Annotated in this window: 18 protein-coding genes; 9 read left to right on the top strand and 9 right to left on the bottom strand. The window is 69.4% G+C overall.

Annotated elements, in window-relative coordinates:
• The first annotated feature begins 40 nt into the window (after positions 1 to 40).
• The 3 genes from ABEA24_RS44690 to ABEA24_RS44680 all read left to right on the top strand — a co-directional run bounded on the left by ABEA24_RS44690 (position 41) and on the right by ABEA24_RS44680 (position 2,867).
• Complete coding sequence (locus ABEA24_RS44690; protein WP_345440301.1) at positions 41 to 859, top strand: ABC transporter ATP-binding protein; 819 nt, start codon at positions 41 to 43, stop codon at positions 857 to 859.
• Positions 856 to 1,737 carry an ABC transporter permease gene (locus ABEA24_RS44685; protein ID WP_345440299.1) on the top strand — a complete coding sequence of 294 codons (882 nt, stop codon included), beginning with the start codon at positions 856 to 858 and terminating at the stop codon, positions 1,735 to 1,737. Before ABEA24_RS44690 ends, ABEA24_RS44685 begins: the two co-directional genes overlap by 4 nt.
• Before the next feature lie 71 nt (positions 1,738 to 1,808).
• On the top strand, positions 1,809 to 2,867 hold the full coding sequence (locus tag ABEA24_RS44680; RefSeq protein WP_345440296.1) for an ABC transporter substrate-binding protein: 1,059 nt from the start codon (positions 1,809 to 1,811) through the stop codon (positions 2,865 to 2,867).
• Between the two features lie 65 nt (positions 2,868 to 2,932).
• On the opposite strand, the gene ABEA24_RS44675 is transcribed toward ABEA24_RS44680, so the two are convergent.
• The 6 genes from ABEA24_RS44675 to ABEA24_RS44650 form a co-directional block, all read right to left on the bottom strand.
• Positions 2,933 to 3,439, bottom strand: a complete 507-nt coding sequence (locus tag ABEA24_RS44675; protein WP_345440293.1) for a DUF6912 family protein — start codon at positions 3,437 to 3,439, stop codon at positions 2,933 to 2,935.
• A 54-nt stretch (positions 3,440 to 3,493) separates the two neighbouring features.
• Positions 3,494 to 4,138, bottom strand: a complete 645-nt coding sequence (locus tag ABEA24_RS44670; RefSeq protein WP_345440290.1) for an HAD family hydrolase — start codon at positions 4,136 to 4,138, stop codon at positions 3,494 to 3,496.
• Positions 4,139 to 4,253: 115 nt separating this feature from the next.
• A complete protein-coding gene (locus ABEA24_RS44665) occupies positions 4,254 to 6,020 on the bottom strand; it encodes an ABC transporter ATP-binding protein (RefSeq protein ID WP_345440288.1) in 1,767 nt (588 codons plus the stop codon).
• Between the two features lie 26 nt (positions 6,021 to 6,046).
• Positions 6,047 to 6,946 (bottom strand): ABC transporter permease, encoded by a 900-nt coding sequence (locus ABEA24_RS44660; RefSeq protein ID WP_345440285.1) that lies wholly within the window; start codon positions 6,944 to 6,946, stop codon positions 6,047 to 6,049.
• Positions 6,947 to 7,048: 102 nt separating this feature from the next.
• Positions 7,049 to 8,002, bottom strand: a complete 954-nt coding sequence (locus ABEA24_RS44655) for an ABC transporter permease (RefSeq protein WP_345440282.1) — start codon at positions 8,000 to 8,002, stop codon at positions 7,049 to 7,051.
• A 61-nt stretch (positions 8,003 to 8,063) separates the two neighbouring features.
• Positions 8,064 to 9,887 carry a peptide ABC transporter substrate-binding protein gene (locus tag ABEA24_RS44650; protein ID WP_345440279.1) on the bottom strand — a complete coding sequence of 608 codons (1,824 nt, stop codon included), beginning with the start codon at positions 9,885 to 9,887 and terminating at the stop codon, positions 8,064 to 8,066.
• 323 nt (positions 9,888 to 10,210) lie between these two features.
• Between ABEA24_RS44650 and ABEA24_RS44645 the strand changes: the two genes are divergently transcribed.
• The 4 genes from ABEA24_RS44645 (at position 10,211) to ABEA24_RS44630 (ending at position 14,328) form a co-directional block, all read left to right on the top strand.
• Complete coding sequence (locus ABEA24_RS44645) at positions 10,211 to 11,332, top strand: ROK family transcriptional regulator (protein WP_345440276.1); 1,122 nt, start codon at positions 10,211 to 10,213, stop codon at positions 11,330 to 11,332.
• 123 nt (positions 11,333 to 11,455) lie between these two features.
• Positions 11,456 to 12,916: a M81 family metallopeptidase gene (locus ABEA24_RS44640; RefSeq protein ID WP_345440273.1), complete on the top strand. Its 1,461-nt coding sequence runs from the start codon at positions 11,456 to 11,458 to the stop codon at positions 12,914 to 12,916.
• A 40-nt stretch (positions 12,917 to 12,956) separates the two neighbouring features.
• The gene (locus ABEA24_RS44635) at positions 12,957 to 13,697 is read left to right on the top strand and encodes a copper homeostasis protein CutC (RefSeq protein WP_345440270.1); all 741 of its coding nucleotides are present in this window, start codon (positions 12,957 to 12,959) and stop codon (positions 13,695 to 13,697) included.
• Positions 13,698 to 13,770: 73 nt separating this feature from the next.
• Entirely contained in the window at positions 13,771 to 14,328 is a 558-nt protein-coding gene (locus tag ABEA24_RS44630; protein WP_345440267.1) for a hypothetical protein, read from the top strand.
• Positions 14,329 to 14,394: 66 nt separating this feature from the next.
• Here ABEA24_RS44630 and ABEA24_RS44625 read toward each other — a convergent pair whose 3' ends face one another.
• Both ABEA24_RS44625 and ABEA24_RS44620 read right to left on the bottom strand, forming a co-directional pair.
• On the bottom strand, positions 14,395 to 14,532 hold the full coding sequence (locus tag ABEA24_RS44625; RefSeq protein ID WP_345440264.1) for a DUF397 domain-containing protein: 138 nt from the start codon (positions 14,530 to 14,532) through the stop codon (positions 14,395 to 14,397).
• Positions 14,529 to 15,347: a helix-turn-helix domain-containing protein gene (locus ABEA24_RS44620; protein ID WP_345440261.1), complete on the bottom strand. Its 819-nt coding sequence runs from the start codon at positions 15,345 to 15,347 to the stop codon at positions 14,529 to 14,531. Before ABEA24_RS44620 ends, ABEA24_RS44625 begins: the two co-directional genes overlap by 4 nt.
• 118 nt (positions 15,348 to 15,465) lie before the next feature.
• Here ABEA24_RS44620 and ABEA24_RS44615 point away from each other — a divergent pair, with 118 nt between their 5' ends.
• A complete protein-coding gene (locus ABEA24_RS44615; RefSeq protein WP_345440258.1) occupies positions 15,466 to 15,771 on the top strand; it encodes a hypothetical protein in 306 nt (101 codons plus the stop codon).
• A 23-nt stretch (positions 15,772 to 15,794) separates the two neighbouring features.
• Positions 15,795 to 16,136 carry a hypothetical protein gene (locus tag ABEA24_RS44610; protein WP_345440255.1) on the top strand — a complete coding sequence of 114 codons (342 nt, stop codon included), beginning with the start codon at positions 15,795 to 15,797 and terminating at the stop codon, positions 16,134 to 16,136.
• A gap of 91 nt (positions 16,137 to 16,227) precedes the next feature.
• On the opposite strand, the gene ABEA24_RS44605 is transcribed toward ABEA24_RS44610, so the two are convergent.
• The gene (locus ABEA24_RS44605; protein ID WP_345440252.1) at positions 16,228 to 16,794 is read right to left on the bottom strand and encodes an SMI1/KNR4 family protein; all 567 of its coding nucleotides are present in this window, start codon (positions 16,792 to 16,794) and stop codon (positions 16,228 to 16,230) included.
• Between the last annotated feature and the right edge of the window lie 14 nt (positions 16,795 to 16,808).

Raw genomic sequence — 16,808 nt, 5'->3', positions numbered from 1 at the left:
CTCCTTAACGTCTCCGCAACACGAACGCGGGGAGAGTCCCATGACCCAGTCCGAGGCCACACCGCCGATCGAGCTGCGCGGCGTCACCAAGAGATTCCGGACGCCGGATGGCTCCACCTACACCGCACTGCGCGACATCGATCTCACGGTCGCGCCCGGCGAGTTCTGCGCCGTGGTCGGCCCCACCGGCTGCGGTAAGTCCACCACCCTCTCGCTCATCTCCGGCCTCGAGGAGGCGAGCACGGGAACGGTGACGATCGACGGCAGGCCGGTCGGCGGGATCGACCGGCGGGTGGGCTTCATGTTCCAGCAGGACGCCGTCTTCCCGTGGAAGTCGGTGCTCACCAACGTCGCGGCCGGGCCGCTGTTCCGGGGCGCCGCCAGACGCGAGGCGATCGACCGGTCGCGGGACTGGCTGCGACGGGTCGGACTGTCTGGGTTCGAGGGCCACTATCCGCATCAGCTGTCCGGTGGCATGCGCAAGCGCGTGGCGCTCGCCCAGACGCTGATCAACGAGCCGCGGATCCTGCTGATGGACGAACCGTTCTCCGCCCTGGACGTGCAGACCCGGCAGATCATGTCGGACGAGCTGCTCGACCTGTGGGAACTGACCCGGCCCTCGGTCGTCTTCGTCACGCACGACCTCGAAGAGGCCATCGCCCTGGCCGACAAGGTCGTCGTCCTCACCGTCGGCCCCGGCCGCGTCAAGGACGTCTTCCCGATCGACCTTCCCCGCCCGCGCCGCGTCCAGGAGATCAAGTTCGAGCCGCGCTTCGTCGCCCTGTACGAGCGGATCTGGAACTCGCTGCGCGACGAGGTGCAGGCGGCCTACACGCGTACGGCAGGTGAGGCGGCATGAGCGAGCAGACGGCGGTGTCCGACCCGCGAGAGGCGACGCCTCGTGACACACAGACGGCAGCGGCGGCGAGGAGGCGCCGACTGCGCGGCCGGGCGACGATCCTGTCCATCCAGGCGGTGTTGGTCGTCGCCGTGCTGGGGAGCTGGGAGCTGGCCGCGCGTCAGAAATGGATCGACACCTTCCTCTACGGGCAGCCGTCCGGCGTCTGGAAGCAGCTGGTCGACTGGTTCGAGCACGGCACCGAGGTCGGGTCCATCTGGCAGCAGTTCGAGGTGACGCTGGAAGAGGCCCTCCTCGGCTTCCTGATCGGCTCGGTCGCGGGCATCGTGCTCGGTGTCGCGCTCGGCAGGGTGCGGATCCTCGCCGCGGTCTTCGGCCCGTTCATCAAGCTCTTCAACTCCATCCCCCGGATCGTGCTCGCAGCGATCTTCGCGCTGTGGTTCGGCCTCGCGATTCCCGGCAAGGTGGCGACCGCCGTCGTCCTGGTGTTCTTCGTGGTGTTCTTCAACGCCTTCCAGGGCACCCGCGAGGTCGACCGGAACCTGATCGCCAACGCGCGGATCCTCGGCGCCTCGCCGTGGAAGGTCACCACACAGGTGGTCATCCCGTCGGCGTTCACGTGGATCATCGCCAGCCTCCACGTCGCCTTCGGCTTCGCCCTCATCGGCGCGGTCGTCGGCGAGATCATCGGTGCCCAGCACGGCCTGGGCCTGCTGATCAACCAGGCGAAGGGCAACTTCAACCCCAACGGCGTGTACGCCGGCACCGTGCTGGTCGCGGTGATGGCGCTGGCCGCCGAATTCCTGCTCACGGTGCTCGAACGCCGGCTGCTGGCCTGGCGCCCGTCCAACGACCGCGACCCCGAGAGCGGTCTGTAGAGAACCCCCGGCGGCCCGGCCCCCGTCCGCGGGCACGTGTCCCGGCCGCATCACTCCAAAGGAGATTCGTCATGTCCCTGCCACGAAGAGTCCTGATCGGCATGGCCGCGGCCACACTCGCCCTGTCCGCGACCGCCTGCGGTTCGAGCGGTTCGAAGGCGTCCGCCGGCAGCGGCACGTCGGGCGGCGGCGGGTCCACCACCGTGAAACTCATGGTCGGCGGGCTCGACAAACAGATCTACCTACCGGCCATGCTCACTCAGCGGCTCGGCTACTTCCAGGCCGCGGGTCTGAACGTGCAGCTGTCCGACGAACCGGCCGGCGTGGACGCCGAGAACCAGATGCTCGCCGGCAACGTCGACGGCGTCGTCGGCTTCTACGACCACAACATCGATCTGCAGGCCAAGGGCAAGCAGACCGAGTCCGTGGTCCAGCTGCTACAGGCGCCCGGCGAGGTGGAGATGGTCCGCACCGACGAGGCCGGCCAGATCAAGTCCGCGGCGGACTTCAAGGGCAGGCACCTCGGCGTGACCGGCCTCGGCTCCTCCACCAACTTCCTCACCAAGGCCCTCGCCGTGCACGCCGGAGTGCCGGTGAACCAGATCACCTCGATCCCGGTGGAAGCCGGTCCGACGTTCATCGCGGCGATGCAGCATCACCAGATCGACGCCGGAATGACCACCGAGCCGACGATCACCGCGCTGATCCAGAAGCACCTGGCGCAGCCGCTCATCGATATGCGGACGGCCCAGGGTGCCCGCCAGGCGCTCGGCGGCACCTACCCGTCGTCGTGCCTGTACCTCCGCACGGATTGGGTGAGCGCCCACAAGGACACCGTGCAGAAGCTCGTAACCGCGTTCGTCAAGACGCTGAAGTGGATCAACACCCACAGCGCGGCCGAGATCGCCGGCAAAATGCCGACCGCCTACTACTCCGGCGTCGGCCTGGACGCCTACGTCAAGGCACTACAGAACGAGAAGGGCATGTACAGCCCGGACGGCCTCATGCCGGCCGACGGCCCCAAGACGGTCCTGAACGTCCTGAGCAGCTTCTCCCCCGACGTCAAGGGCCACCAGGTCGACCTGAGCAAGACCTACACGAACGCCTTCGTCCAGCAGGCCGGCCAGTAGGACTCGACCAAGCAGCGCGGCCGCGGTCCTTGGAAGAAAGCCCCCGAGGGCCGTGGCCGCAGTCGTCAGGGCAGCAAATGCGGGAGTTCCTGGGTGGCGTACCACATGAGGTCATGCCCGGCGGCCCCGTCGACGGTGAACCGGGCGTCCTCGTCGCCCGCGTCGGCGGCCCCGATGGCGGCGCGCGCGGCACGGATGTCCGGCTCGGCCTCGGCGTCGTCGATGTGCCCGGAGACGATCCGGCTGAACGGGATCGGCTCCGACACCCGTACGACCGCGCGGTCCTCGGCGTCGACGAGGTCGCCGGCGGCGTAGGTGACGGCTTTGTCGGGCGCCTCGGCGACGATGACGACGCGACGGGACGGCGCCTCCGGGTCATCGGCCAGCAGCCGGAGGGACGCCTTCGCGGCGTCCGACATCGCGGCGTACTCGAGCTCTTCGAGGTCCGCGGAGGCATACCACTCACGCAACGCCGGGGTCACGGCGTAGGCGGTCAGCGGCACCGGCCCGAGCTCCCGATCACGGAGGATCCGGGCCAGGCCGTTGAGGGTGGACGGCAAATAGACACGCATGACCCTGGAGAGTGTGCCAGTACGGGGCCGCTAATGCGCGCTCCGCCGACGGACTCAGCTCAGCGAGATTCCCAGCAGGTGCTCCAGCCGGGCGACCGTGCTGCCGGTGTCCACGTAGTGCACGCCGGTGATGCCGAGCTCCTCGGCGGCGCTGACGTTGTGCTCGATGTCGTCGACGAACGCGCACTCCTCGGGCGGCAGCCCGATCAGCTCCAGGGCGTGGTTGAAGATCGCCGGGTCCGGCTTGCGGAGCCTGACCTCCGAGGAGATCACGACCGCGTCGAACAGCTCGGCGAACAGCTCCCGCGGGTAGGTGTTGCCCCAGGAGTTCGACAGCAGGCACGTACGGACGCCGGCGGCCCGCGCACGGCGCAGCGCGTCGTACATGGGCTCGACCGGCTCGAAGGCGAGGAACATCCTGGTCAGCAGGCCGTCGGCGGGCACCGCCGCGCCGGTCCGGGTGCGCAGCCGCTCGGCCAGGCGGCGTTCGAACTCCGCGGGGCTCAGCGACCCGTCCTCCAGCCCGTGGATCGGGTTGACGACGCCGTCACCGGCGTACGCCTGGCTCACCCACTCCCGCATCACCAGTTTGTAGGTGTCGGGGTCGATGTCGTCCGCCTCGATCCACGCCGTGATCGTTTCCTTCAGCGGCGTGGTGAGCACGCCGCCCCAGTCGGTGATGAGTCCGCGAACCGTCACGCGCCGATCGTAAGCCACCGATCCTCCGACAACCGAACGCGGTTCTACGGGACAGTGGCCGGCGGCCGCCCTCGCCCGGGGCCCTGGGGCACCGGGCCGACGGCGGCGGCCGCGGTCAGCCGCGGGCCGCTCTCAGCTCCGCCGCACGGGCCCGGCGTTCGCGCTGCTCCACCGGGTCGGGAACGGGCGCGGAGGTGACCAGGCGGCGCGTGTAGTCCTCACGCGGGTCGAACAGCACCTGCTCGCGCGGGCCCTCCTCCACGAGCCGCCCCTCGTTCAGCACCGCGACCCGGTCGGAGACCAACCCGACGACGGCGAGGTCGTGCGTGATGAACAGGCAGGCGAAGCCGAGGCGGGCCTGCAGGTCCAGGAACACGTCGAGCACGGCGGCCTGCACCGAGACGTCCAGTGCGCTGGTCGGTTCGTCGGCGATCACGAGGTCGGGGTCGAGGGCGAGCGCCCGCGCGATGCCGACCCGCTGCCGCTGGCCACCGGACAGCTCGTGCGGGTAGCGGAGCCGTACCGCCGGGTCGAGGCGGACGCTCTCCAGCAGGGCGACGACCCGCTCGTCCCGGCCACCGACCTTGTTGATCACCAGCGGCTCGGCGACGCAGTCGCCGACGGTCATCCGGGGGTCCAGGGACGACGCGGGGTCCTGGAAGACGATTCCGCACCGTCGCCGCAGCTTCCGCAGCGCGCTCCCCCGCGCCCCGGTCAGCGAGTCGCCGAGCAGCCGTACGGTGCCCGAGGCCGGCGTGATCAGCCCGATCGCCGCGCGGCCCACGGTCGACTTGCCGGAACCCGACTCGCCGACCAGCCCGAGGACCTCGCCCCGGGCGATGGTGAGGGACACGTCGTCGACCGCGCGGACCTTGACGCCGCCCTTGCCGCGGAACTGCACGACGAGGTTCTCGATGGCGAGCGCCGACTCGCCGTCGGGCGTGTCCGGTCGTGCGCGGTCCGGGGAGACGCCGGGCGATCCGCCGTCCCGGGACGTCGCCGAGGCGGCGTCCTCCTCGTGCCCGGGGACGTCCGCCGGTGCGGTCTCCTCATCCCGTACCGGCGCGGTCCGCGGTGCGTCGCCTCGAGGGGCCAGGCGCGGGACGGCGCTCAGCAGCCGCTTGGTGTAGTCGGCGCGCGGCCGGGCGAACAGCTCCTCGACCGGTGCCTCCTCGACGACCTTGCCCTGGTACATGACGACGACGCGGTCGGCGATGTCGGCGACGACGCCCATGTTGTGGGTGATGACGAGCATCGCCGTGCCGAACCGGTCCCGCAGGCCGCGCAGCAGGTCGAGGATCTCCGCCTGCACGGTGACGTCGAGGGCGGTGGTCGCCTCGTCGGCGATCAGCACCTTCGGCTCGCAGGCGATCGCCATGGCGATCATGACGCGCTGGCGGAGGCCGCCGGACAGCTCGTGCGGGTACTGCCCGAGCCTGCGCCTCGCGTCCCGGATGCCGACCGTCTCCAGGAGCTCGGCGGCGCGGTCGAGGGCCTGTTTCCGCGACAGGCCGTCGATGTGCAGCCGCAGCGCCTCGGCCACCTGCCAGCCGACGGTGAACGCGGGATTCAGCGCGGTCATCGGCTCCTGGAACACCATGGCGATCTCGGATCCGCGTACGGCCCGCAGTGCCGCGCCGTCCAGTGTCGTGACGTCGACGTCGCCGACCCGGATCGTGCCGCTCACGGTGGCGGTCGGCGGCAGCAGGCCCAGGGTCGACATCGACGTGACGCTCTTGCCGGACCCGGACTCGCCGACGACCGCGACGATCTCGCCCGGGCGGACGCGGATGCTGACGCCGTCGACCGCGCGCACCGTCTCGGGGCCGCCCGAGAAGGAGACGCTCAGGTCCTCGATGGCCAGCGCCGGAGAGTCGCTCACCGTCTCACCTTCCGTCGTGTTCCGCATCAGCGCCCCTGCAGCCGTACCTCGAAGGCGTCGCGGAGGCCGTCGCCGATGCAGTTGAACGCGCACACGACCAGCACGATCGCCAGGCCCGCCGGGAAGATCAGCCACCAGTAGCCGTCGTAGGTGTAGGAGATGCCCTTGCTGAGCATGCCGCCCCAGTCGGTCTTCGGCGGGGCCACGCCGAGACCGAGGAAGCTGACATAGGCGATCAGCAGGATCGCGTCGGCCACCTGGAAGGTGGCGTTGACGACCACCGTCCCGATGGCGTTGGGGATGACGTGGCGGAAGACCGCCCGGCCGTGACCGCCGCCCATCGCCTTCATGGCCTGCACGTAGTCGCGGCTGCGCAGCGACAGCGCCTCCGCGCGTACGAGCCGGGCCGGCACGAGCCACGACACGCAGCCGATGATCAGGATCTGCACCGGCACCGTGGGGCGGAGGATCGTCGCGGTCACGAGGAGCAGGAACAGGGCGGGGATCGCGATGCCCGCGTCGACGACCCGCATCATCACCGCGTCGACCCAGCCGCCGGCGTACCCGGAGATCGCGCCCCAGACCGTGCCGATCAGCGTCGCGAGCAGGCCGGCGGCGATGCCGATCTCCAGGGAGGTCTGGCCGCCGACCATCAGGCGTCCCAGCACGTCGCGGCCGACGTCGTCGGTGCCGAGGAGGTGCCCGCGCGTTCCCGGCGAGAGGTTGGCGTCGGACAACCGCGTGTGCGTCTGGTCCGTGTGGTGGATCAGCGGGCCGAGGAAGCAGAAGATCAGCAGCGTTCCCAGGATCACCAGGCCCGTGACGGCCAGCCGGTTGGCGAAGAACAGCTTCACCATCCGGCGGTACGGCCCGGCCGCGGTGGTCGCGGGCGCCTGCTCGGTAAGGAGCGGGGCGGAGACGGTCATGTGTCCTCCTTCGTCGGCCTCATGACCGAGGTGCTCTGCTGATTGGCTCCCTCGCTTCGCTCGGTCACGGATCCTCCTTCGTCGGAACCCTGGCGGTGCCCGTCAACGGATCGCTCCCCGGACGCGGGGGTCGACGAGCGCCTGGACGATGTCGGCGAGCAGCGAGCCGATGACGGTGGCCAGCGCGATCACCAGGACCGTGCCGAGCAGGATCGGGTAGTCGGAGGTCTGCGCGGCGTTCCAGAACAGCAGCCCCATCCCGGGGTAGTTGAACACCGACTCGATGACCAGCGCGCCGGAGAACAGCACCGGCAGGTAGTAGCCGAGCATCGCGATGATCGGGGTCAGCGAGTTGCGCATGATGTGCAGCCACACCACCCGGCGTTCCGAGGCGCCCTTGGCGCGGGCGGTCCGTACGTAGTCCTCGGCGAGGTTGTCGAGCACGGCCGACCGCATGTACCGGCTGAACGCCGCGACCGTGGCGATCGCCCCGGCGAGGACCGGGAGGATCAGCCCGCGTGAGTCGGCGAACAGCCCGGCGAGCGACTGGGTCTGCGGCGCCTGCGGGGGCAGGATCGGGATCTTCTCGGTGAAGACGATCACGAGGATGAGCGCGAGGAAGAAGACCGGCGTCGCGTACCCGATGAACACCACGGCCGTGACCGCGTAGTCGGTCAGGCCCCGGCGCCGCCGCCCCTGCCACACCCCCAGCGGGACGGCGATGACGAGCGCCAGCAGCGTCGACATGCCGGTCAGGACCAGCGTCTTGGGCAGGCGCTGGGCGATGAGCGAGCCGACCGACTGGTTCAGCGTGTACGAGTCGCCGAGGTCGCCCCGCAGCAGGCGGCTGAGGAACGCCCAGTACTGCTGGACGAGCGACTTGTCGAAGCCGTGCTCGTGGTTGAACGCCGCGATCGCCTGCGGGCTGGCCTGCGGACCGAGGATGCCCCGGGCGGGCCCGCCGGGGACCGAGTGCAGCAGCAGGAAGACGATCACGGTCACCAGCAGGATGACGACGATCGCCTGCCCGAGGCGCTTTGCCAGGAAGCGGATCAACGGGGGTTCCTCCGGCCAGAGTGGGGCCCGGGACGGCGGCCGGCCGTCCCGGGCGCGTCGGTCACTTCGCGAGGTACCAGCGCTGCGGCTGCATGGACGCCAGCGGGTCCTGGACGACGCCGCGCAGGTTGTTGCGGATCGCCGACACCTGGTAGGCGGGGTTCGGCATCCAGATCACCGGCAGGTTCTTGGCGAGGTAGGAGCTGTACTCCTGCATCGCCGCGGGCGACGACGAGCTCGTCGACTCCTTGACCAGCTTGTCGACGGCCGGGTCGCTGTAGCTGCCGAGGTTGGTGCCGGCGTCGGTGGAGAAGATCTGCTCGCCGCTCGGGTACGCCGGGAAGTACCAGCTGCCCTGCGTCCCGAAGAAGGACAGCTGCCAGGAGCACGTCGACTGGCTCGGCTTGCACTCCGGGGTGTGGTCGAGGACGGAGTTGAGCGGCTCCGACTTGATCGACAGCGCGATGCCGATCTTCGACAGGGAGGACTGCAGCTCCTGCATCGTGTTGTCGGTCTCGGTGCTGCCGCTCTCGGTCAGCAGGGAGAACTTCAGCTGCGTGCCCGCCTTGATCCCGGCCCCGCACTGGTCGGCCCCGGTGCCCGGCTTCGTGCAGGACGCCACGTTGTTCGTGATCGTCCAGCCGTGCGACGTGATCAGCGCCTTGGCCTTGTTCACGTCGTAGGGGTACGGGTTGTTCTTCTGGTCGGCCGACAGGTACTTCGACACGGGCTGCTGGGGCACCGGCCCGTACCCGGGGGCGGCCTGGTCGTGCCAGATGACGCGCGAGATGGTCGCCTGGTCGATCGACGTCTGCACGGCCTGCCGGATGTAGAGCTGCTTGAACACCGCGCCCATGTCCGGGTTGTTGAAGTTGTACGGGATGTAGGTGATCGCCCAGCCGTTCCATGGCTTGACCTGGTACCCGCTGTTCTCGAGCGTCTTCTGCTGCGAGAGCGCGAGCGCCGGCAGGTAGCCGTAGTCGACGCCGCCGGAGCGCAGGACGTTGAGCTCCGCCTGGGCGGAGGTGAACGGCTTGAAAGTGACGGTGTCCAGGTGGGCGGCGTCGTCGCCGGTGTACTTCGGGTTCTTGGCGAGCGTCACCTGGCCGGTGGTGGTGAACTCCTTCACCGTGAACGGCCCGTTGGCGACCTTCCAAAGCGGGTTGGTGGCGTACTCCGCGAGCTTGCCGGCCTCGCCGGTGAGGTACTTGAAGACCTTCTTGGCGCCGTCCGTCGTACGGTCGTAGTCGCCGACCTTGCCGCCGGCGGCCTCGACATCCCAGGCGGCCTGCGGGATCGGCGTGACGTAGGTGAGCTGGTTGGCGGTGAACCAGTCCGGGTTGTACGCCTGAGTCAGGTCGAGCTTGAACGTCGTGTCGTTGACGGTCGTGAACTTCGCGACGTTGTCCGGCAGGTCACCCTTGTTGTAGTTGCCCCACTGGTCCTTGTTGGCCTTGGCCAGGTTGAACCAGAACTCCACGTCGCGGCTGGTCATCTTCTGACCGTTCGCCCAGGTCAGGTCCTTCAGCGTGATGGTGACGGTCTTGCCGTCGCTGGAGTAGACCGGCGGTTTCGCCGCACCGGCCTTCTCGTCCAGGGCCACGGTGCCGCTCGACCCGTTGTAGGCGTACAGCGGCAGGAAGACGTTCTGCCGGATCGAGCTGTTGTACGAGGCCAGGTGGCCGGGGGTGCCGAGCGGGAAGATCCAGTTGGGGGTGGCGTTGGGCGGCAGCGCGAAGGTCACCGCCCCGCCCTTCTGCGGTGTGCCGCCGGTCGCCGTCGACCCCTGCGTACCGGAGGAACATCCGGCCGCCAGCAGGGTGGCGGCCACGCCGAGCACCGCCAGCGGGGTGCGAGCGGCCGCCGGGAACGAAGGTCTCTTCATCGGTGCTCCTGCCGGGAGGGACGGACGTCGTCCGCGGTTCAGCGAGTCGGTTCGGCCGACCGGGCCGGCGGCTTCGTACGAGGGGGCCGGTCCGGTGGGGATCAGTGGCGATGTGGCGGCGACGATACATCGCCTCATCGAATCAAGACAAGACTGATTCGAATCAAGTAACACCCTCGACCCTCACGAATCCCCCGATTACCGTCGTGTTACGCGACCACTCGATGGACTCTCGGGCATCCGCTTGCTATTGTTCCGCTCGATCCGGTCTATGAATGTTCGGAATCGAATTAAGTTCCCAGTCGTTCGACGAAGGAGCCGCCGTGTCGGCCGCGCAGATCATCGGGCTCGTCGCGTCGGGCCAGGCCACGTCGCGGGCCGAGCTGGCCCGGTTGCTCGGCTGGGCCCCGTCGACGGTCTCCGCCCACGTGCAGGAGTTGCTCGACTCCGGTCTGCTCCTGGAGTCCGGCGAGGGCCGCTCACGCGGCGGCCGACGTCCGCGCCTGCTCAGCGTGCCCGCCGGCGAGGGCGTGATGCTGGCCGCCGACCTGGGCGGCCACCACGCACGCCTGGCGGCGCTGGACGGTACGGGCCGGCCCGAGACGGTCCGCAATCTGGAGATCGACATCGGCTCCGGGCCGGAGCCCATCCTGGATCAGGTCATGGACGCCCTCGAGGACCTCGGCGCGGGACGCCCGGTGCTCGGCGCCGGGATCGGACTGCCCGGTCCGGTCGACCTCGACGGCGTCATGATCGGGCCCGCCCGCATGCCCGGCTGGAACGGCTACTCCGTACGTGAGCGCCTCGGCCGGCGGTTCACGGCACCGCTCGTCGTCGAGAACGACGCGAACCTCATGGCGATGGGCGAGACCGTCGCGCGCGGCCCGGCCCTGCGCGACTTCGTCTTCGTCAAGGCCGGCACCGGCGTCGGCGCGGCGGTCGTGAGCGACGGCCGGCTGCACCGGGGCGCCCGCGGCTTCGCCGGCGACATCACCCACAACCGCGTCCCGGCGGGCGGCGAGCGGCCGTGCAGCTGCGGCAACTTCGGCTGCCTGGAGACCATCGCCAGCGGCGCGGCGCTGGTCGCCGCCGTGAACGCCGACGGCGTCGACGTCAAGAACACCGCCGACCTCGTGCGCCTCGCCCGTGACGGGCATCCGACGGTCACGACGAACGTCCGGTTCGCCGGCCGGCAGCTCGGCGAGGTCCTCACCACGATCGTGAACTTCCTCAACCCCCAGGCGGTCATCCTCAGCGGCGCGCTGGCCGCCTGCGACCTCTTCGTCGCGGCGGCGCGCGGCGTCCTGTACGAGCGATGCCTGCCCCCCACCACCCAGGACCTGGAGATCGGGGAGAGCGTCGCCGGGCCCGACGCCGGCCTGCTCGGCATCGGCCGGCTCGTCCTCGACCAGGGCGTGGCCCTGCCGGCCAAGGAGCCCTCGTGAGAACCCGTCGGCTCATCCTGGACCAAGGCGTGGCCCTGCCCTCCTAGCCAAGGAGCCCTCGTGAGAATCCGCCGGCTCATCCTCGACCAGGGCGTGACCCGCCCCTCCTAGCCAAGGAGCCCCGTGAGACCACTGCGCATCGGCATCGCCGGCATCGCGATCGAGTCGAGCACGTTCTCCCCGCACCTGACCCGCCTGGCCGACTTCACGGTCACCCGGGACGACGCCCTGCTGGCGCGGTATCCCTGGATCCGGGAGCCGCGGCCGTGGTGCGCGGCGGTCGAGTGGGTGCCGCTGCTGCACGCGGTCTCCCTGCCGGGCGGCGCCGTCGACCCGGACGTGTACGACGCCCTCGAGGCCGAGATCGTGGAACGTGCCACGGCCGCCGGACCGCTGGACGGCCTGTTCTTCGACATCCACGGCGCCATGAGCGTCACCGGACGGACCGACGCGGAGGCCGGCCTGGCCGCCGCCGTACGAGCGGCCGTCGGCCCGGAGACGCTGATCTCCGCGTCCATGGACCTCCACGGGAACGTCTCTCGCGAGCTGGCCTCCACGGTCGACCTGATCACCTGTTACCGGATGGCGCCGCACGAGGACGCCTGGGAGTCCCGGGAGCGCGCGGCGCGCAACCTCGTGGCCCGCCTGCGCGAGGGCGGGCGCCCGCTCAAGGCCTGGGTGCAGGTGCCGGTGCTGCTGCCCGGCGAGAAGACGAGCACCCGCATCGAGCCCGCCAAGAGCCTGTACGCCCGCGTGCCCGAGGTCGAGGCGACGCCGGGCGTGCTCGACGCCGCGATCTGGGTCGGGTACGCCTGGGCCGACGAGCCCCGCTGCCGGGCCGCCGTGGTCGTCACCGGCGACGACGAGGCGACCGTCACCGCGCAGGCGCGCGGCCTGGCCGAGGCGTACTGGGACGCCCGCGCGGACTTCGCCTTCGTCGCCCCCACCGGCGACCTTGAGAACTGCGTCCGGTCCGCGATCGACAGCGACGCCCGGCCGTTCCTGATCAGCGACTCCGGGGACAACCCCACCGCCGGTGGTGCCGGCGACGTCTCCGCCACGCTGGAGTACCTGCTCGGCGTCGAGGAACTGCGGCTCGGCAAGGTCAGCGCGATCTACGCGAGCATCGTGGATCCCGAGGCGGTGGACGCCGCGTTCGCCGCCGGCGAGGGCGCCGAGGTGATGCTGCGGGTCGGCGGCAAGATCGACTCGGGCCCGGCCGGCCCGGCCGCCCTCGCGGGCACGGTCCAGGCGCTCCGCCGCGACGACCCGGTCGGCGGCGACATCGCCGTGATCCGGACCGGCGGGCTCCAGGTGATCGTGACGGCCCGCCGCAAGCCGTACCACGAGATCCGCGACTTCACCTTCCTCGGCCTGGACCCCGCCGCGACCGACCTGGTCATCGTCAAGATCGGCTACCTGGAGCCGGAGCTTTACGACCTCGCGGCCGACTGGCTGCTCGCCCTCACGCCGGGCGGCGTCGACCAGGACCTGCTCCGGCTCGGCCACCACCGCGTACGGCGGCCGCTGTTCCCATTCGACTCCGACATGCCCGACCCGGACCTGACCCCGGAACTGCTCTGACCTCAGAGCTGCTCTGCCCCTCTCCGAAAGGAACCGAAACGTGCGCTACGAGATCTGCCTGGATTCGGCCGACGGCGTCGCGGCCGCGGCGGAGGCCGGTGCCGACCGGGTGGAGCTCTGCGCCGCCCTGTTCGAGGGCGGGATCACGCCCAGCATCGGGATGATCGAGCAGGCGGTCGCCGCCGCGGCCGGCCGGATCAAGGTCCACGTGATCATCCGCCCGCGTGGCGGGGACTTCGTGTACACCCCCGCCGAGGCGGAGGTGATGCTGCGCGACATCGCTGCGGTCAAGGCCGGCGGCGCGGACGGCGTCGTCATCGGCGCCCTGACCCCCGACGCGGACATCGACACCGAACTGTGCGCACGGCTCGTCGAGGCCGCCCGCCCGCTCAGCGTCACCTTCCACCGGGCGTACGACGTCACCCGCGACCCCGAGGCGGCGTTCGAGGACGTCGTCGCCCTCGGCGTGGACCGGCTGCTCACCTCCGGCGCGGCCCCGTCGGCCCTGGAGGGCGCGGACCTGATCGCGCGGCTCGTCCAGAAGGCCGCCGGCCGGATCGTCATCCTCGCGGCCGGCGGGATCAACGAACGCACCGCCGCCCGCGTCGCCGAGCAGACCGGCACCGAGGAGATGCACTTCACCGCCTCCGAGGCGCTGCCGTCGCCGTCCCGCTTCGCCCGGCCGGACATCTACATGGGCGGCGCGCTGTACCCGCCGGAGGCCGTCCGCGCGGTCACCACCACGGCTCGGGTCCAGAGCATCATCGCCGCCGCCGGGTGATTTCTTGTCGAGCGGAGGCGGAGGATGCATCCCAAAGCCCGAGCATTCACCAAGATCCTGCAAAATTCGGGATATGAGGATCTCCGATAGCGAGCTGCGGCGCATCCGGTCCGGCCCCGCCGAAGATGACGACGAAGGCCTGCTGCTCGTACGAGTGTTCTTCACGGCGACCGATCCGGCGGCCGTGATCACCCGTGCGCGCGAGGTGCTCGGATGCGTCGTCGAGCGGATGGACTCATGGCCCGCTGAGGAAGAGTGGCCGAAGATCCTCCCCTCCTGGTTCGTCGAGCGGTCCGCACCGGAGGTCAAGCCGCCGGGACCGGTCTTCGATCCTGCCGACCGGGCCGCCGCCTGGCTGGAGCGCTGGCAGGCTACGACTCCGACAGAGGAGACCACCGCTGCAGAGGAGACCACCGCTGACAAGGCGCCGTGGAGCCTTTCGAACTGGCTCTTCTATTTCGACCCGAACGAAGAGGAGGGTGGCGACGACCGGAGCTGGTGGTGGTGGCATGCCGGAACCGACGCACCGGGCACGGGCTGGATCGACGTCGCCACGACCGGACTGCCTTTCGGCACCGGAACGCTGTACTGGCTGATCGAGGCGAGCGGCGGCACGGACCCCGGCTACTGACCGCCCTCGCCACCACCGGCCGTTCGACCCGGCGGCGGAGAACGTCGCCGGCCTCGATCGCGTCGGCTACGCGTCCGTCGTCGGGGCGGCGTCGCGAGCGGTGACCATCGGAGATACGGCGGCGACCTCGACACACTGGCCGCCCGTGTCACCGCTACGGCTGCTCTTGCGCCACGCTGTGTCCGACCAGTCCAGCGTCTTCATAAGCTCTCCCACACCGTGCGAAGCAGCTTCAGGGAATCATCTACGGACATGGCCGCACCCCTGATCAAGCTGAAGCGTACTGTATGGGTTCGAACCTTGTCGGGGTGATCGATTACCTGCCCTTCCGTGTGGCCCTCGACGTAAACCAGATCTGGTCCATCGTCGAAGCTCATCAAGGTGAATGCGCCCATGACGCCGGGATAGGCGCCAGTTCGACTCGGAACGATCTGCATCGTGATATTCGGTTCTTCGGCGAGCTTGATCAAGTGACCGATTTGCTCTTTACGGGTTTCCTCGTCGCCGATCGGCCGGTGGAGGACGCCTTCGTCGAGGACGAGCACGATCTCGGGTGGCGCCTCTCGGGCGAGGATTTCCTGGCGTTCCATACGCGTGGCGACCAGATGCTCGACCACCTCTGGCTTCCGCCCGGTCCTGAGCACCTCATGGGCGTACCGAGGCGCCTGGAACAGACCCGTGACGACCATGTTCTCGAAGATGCACATCATGCTCGCTTTGGCCTCTAGACCGACGAATCCAGAGAAACCCGGGGGTAGCTCCGCGTGCTTGCCGGCGCGCCGGATCTCGATCCACATCCGGTGGAAGGTCTCCGGGGTCTTGAAGTAGGTGTCGAGGTCTTCCGCAGCCGCCTCCGATGGTGCGCGCTGGCCGGTCTCCAGCTTCTCGATCCACTGGGGTGTGCAGCCCAGCGCCTTGGCCAGCGCTGGACGGGAGAGACCGGCCGCCTCGCGGTGGCCGCGCAACACCGCGCTGAACGCTCGGATCAGGGGGTCTCGGGTGAGAGCGCCATTCGCCATGGTGAGTCCTTCGGGGGGCGAGGGTGTCCTTGGGTTGTTGGCTGTATGTAGCCCCAAAGTAACTCAGCGTGTGAGTCTGGTCACCGAAAATCGGCAGGCGAATAAAAGGGAATAAGTCGTGAGACCGTACAGACCAGAAGACATTCACGCGTACGCAAAGTGGCTGACCCAGGAATGCCAGGCGGCGGGGCTGAACGCCGAGCAGTACGGCGCGGAGATCTTTATACACGGAGCAAGCAATCACCTCAGCGAGAGGATCATCTGCAAACCGGATGCACAAGATCGCCTCCGATGGCACTGGTCGTGGGGAGTCCCGATCGGCCGCCTGAACGACTCGTCCCGGCTCCTCGCCGTCGACGACATCGAAGAGCTGATCAGCTCGATCAGCAAGGTCGTCTGCGTGCCCGTGCGGCGGGGCATGTGACGATGACGCCCGAAGAACGGCTCATGCGCTCACTTCCGGCGCTACGCGCCCTGGTCGACTCGCTGGCGGCACGACCACCGTCCGAGGCGAGGGACCTGCTACAACTCGACTTCCTCGTCCGCAAGTACCCGGCCGCCGCCCGGATGAGCCTGCAGCGTCGGCAGCGGGCTCATACCGACCTGCCGATACCGCCACAGGGATGGTCGTCGGCCCTGGACACCGGCGGGCTGCCACTATGGCGGTGGGCCGGCGGCCAGGTCTGTGCGGCCACCGGTGACACCGACCAGCTCCGATTCCTCGGAGTCGCCCTGAGACGGTTCGATGAGATGACCGCCGAGGAACTCGACGCCTACCTGCGCGACTGACCGGACGGACAGCGTACGCAGTTACGCCCAGTTGCGCTGGTGACAATGTGTGCTGGATCAGGTCAGGTCAGGTCAGGTCATGACTCCTGCCTCATACGGCATCGAACCAGGGCTCGTGGGCAGCCCAATGCTTCACCCATCCGGCGAAGCCGGGGGATCCGGTAGTGAACCCGAACTCGGCACCGAAAGGAGCGGCGCCTTCGCCGCTGATATTCCAGATATGTCCGCGGTGAGGCCCCGTGACGATGAGATGCCAATACATGCCGCAGCCGTCAGTGCCCAGAACGATCGAACCGTGATCGAAGACCTGGGACTTGGCTTCGTCGATCTCTTCTGGCTGCCGCGGGTCGCCCTCGTCTCCCTCCCACAGCCAAGGCACGGTCAACGGGAACGGTTTGGCCAGCACCCGCTGAGGGCGGTCATCTCCCCAGTCCTCAGGCATCTCCACCAGCGGGAGGAGTCCGTAGTCCGGCGGCCCCGAGGCAGAGCCGTCGCAGACCTCCGCGACGAACGTCCGATACGGCTCGGGCAGCACGATCCCGCGTTCCGCTTCATAAGCACGCACCGCTTCCCAGCCCAGAGGCGGTTCGCACGAGTCCACATCGAAGGCAGCCCGAAGGGCTTCCAGATCAGCAGGGTCAGCATGATCAGCGTCCATGCCGCCCATAGGTA

Source organism: Actinoallomurus vinaceus (genome assembly GCF_039542055.1).
Taxonomy (GTDB): Bacteria; Actinomycetota; Actinomycetes; order Streptosporangiales; family Streptosporangiaceae; genus Actinoallomurus; species Actinoallomurus vinaceus.
The sequence above is the reverse complement of the archived record's forward strand: the minus strand, read 5'-3'. Positions and strand labels throughout refer to the sequence as shown.

Coding starts and splice junctions, on each gene's coding strand:
- ABEA24_RS44605 (WP_345440252.1), bottom strand. CDS start 16,794: ATGGACGCTGATCATGCTGACCCTGCTGATCTGGAAGCCCTTCGGGCT.
- ABEA24_RS44620 (WP_345440261.1), bottom strand. CDS start 15,347: ATGGCGAATGGCGCTCTCACCCGAGACCCCCTGATCCGAGCGTTCAGC.
- ABEA24_RS44610 (WP_345440255.1), top strand. CDS start 15,795: ATGCGCTCACTTCCGGCGCTACGCGCCCTGGTCGACTCGCTGGCGGCA.
- ABEA24_RS44690 (WP_345440301.1), top strand. CDS start 41: ATGACCCAGTCCGAGGCCACACCGCCGATCGAGCTGCGCGGCGTCACC.
- ABEA24_RS44660 (WP_345440285.1), bottom strand. CDS start 6,946: ATGACCGTCTCCGCCCCGCTCCTTACCGAGCAGGCGCCCGCGACCACC.
- ABEA24_RS44630 (WP_345440267.1), top strand. CDS start 13,771: ATGAGGATCTCCGATAGCGAGCTGCGGCGCATCCGGTCCGGCCCCGCC.
- ABEA24_RS44685 (WP_345440299.1), top strand. CDS start 856: ATGAGCGAGCAGACGGCGGTGTCCGACCCGCGAGAGGCGACGCCTCGT.
- ABEA24_RS44625 (WP_345440264.1), bottom strand. CDS start 14,532: ATGAAGACGCTGGACTGGTCGGACACAGCGTGGCGCAAGAGCAGCCGT.
- ABEA24_RS44680 (WP_345440296.1), top strand. CDS start 1,809: ATGTCCCTGCCACGAAGAGTCCTGATCGGCATGGCCGCGGCCACACTC.
- ABEA24_RS44675 (WP_345440293.1), bottom strand. CDS start 3,439: ATGCGTGTCTATTTGCCGTCCACCCTCAACGGCCTGGCCCGGATCCTC.
- ABEA24_RS44650 (WP_345440279.1), bottom strand. CDS start 9,887: ATGAAGAGACCTTCGTTCCCGGCGGCCGCTCGCACCCCGCTGGCGGTG.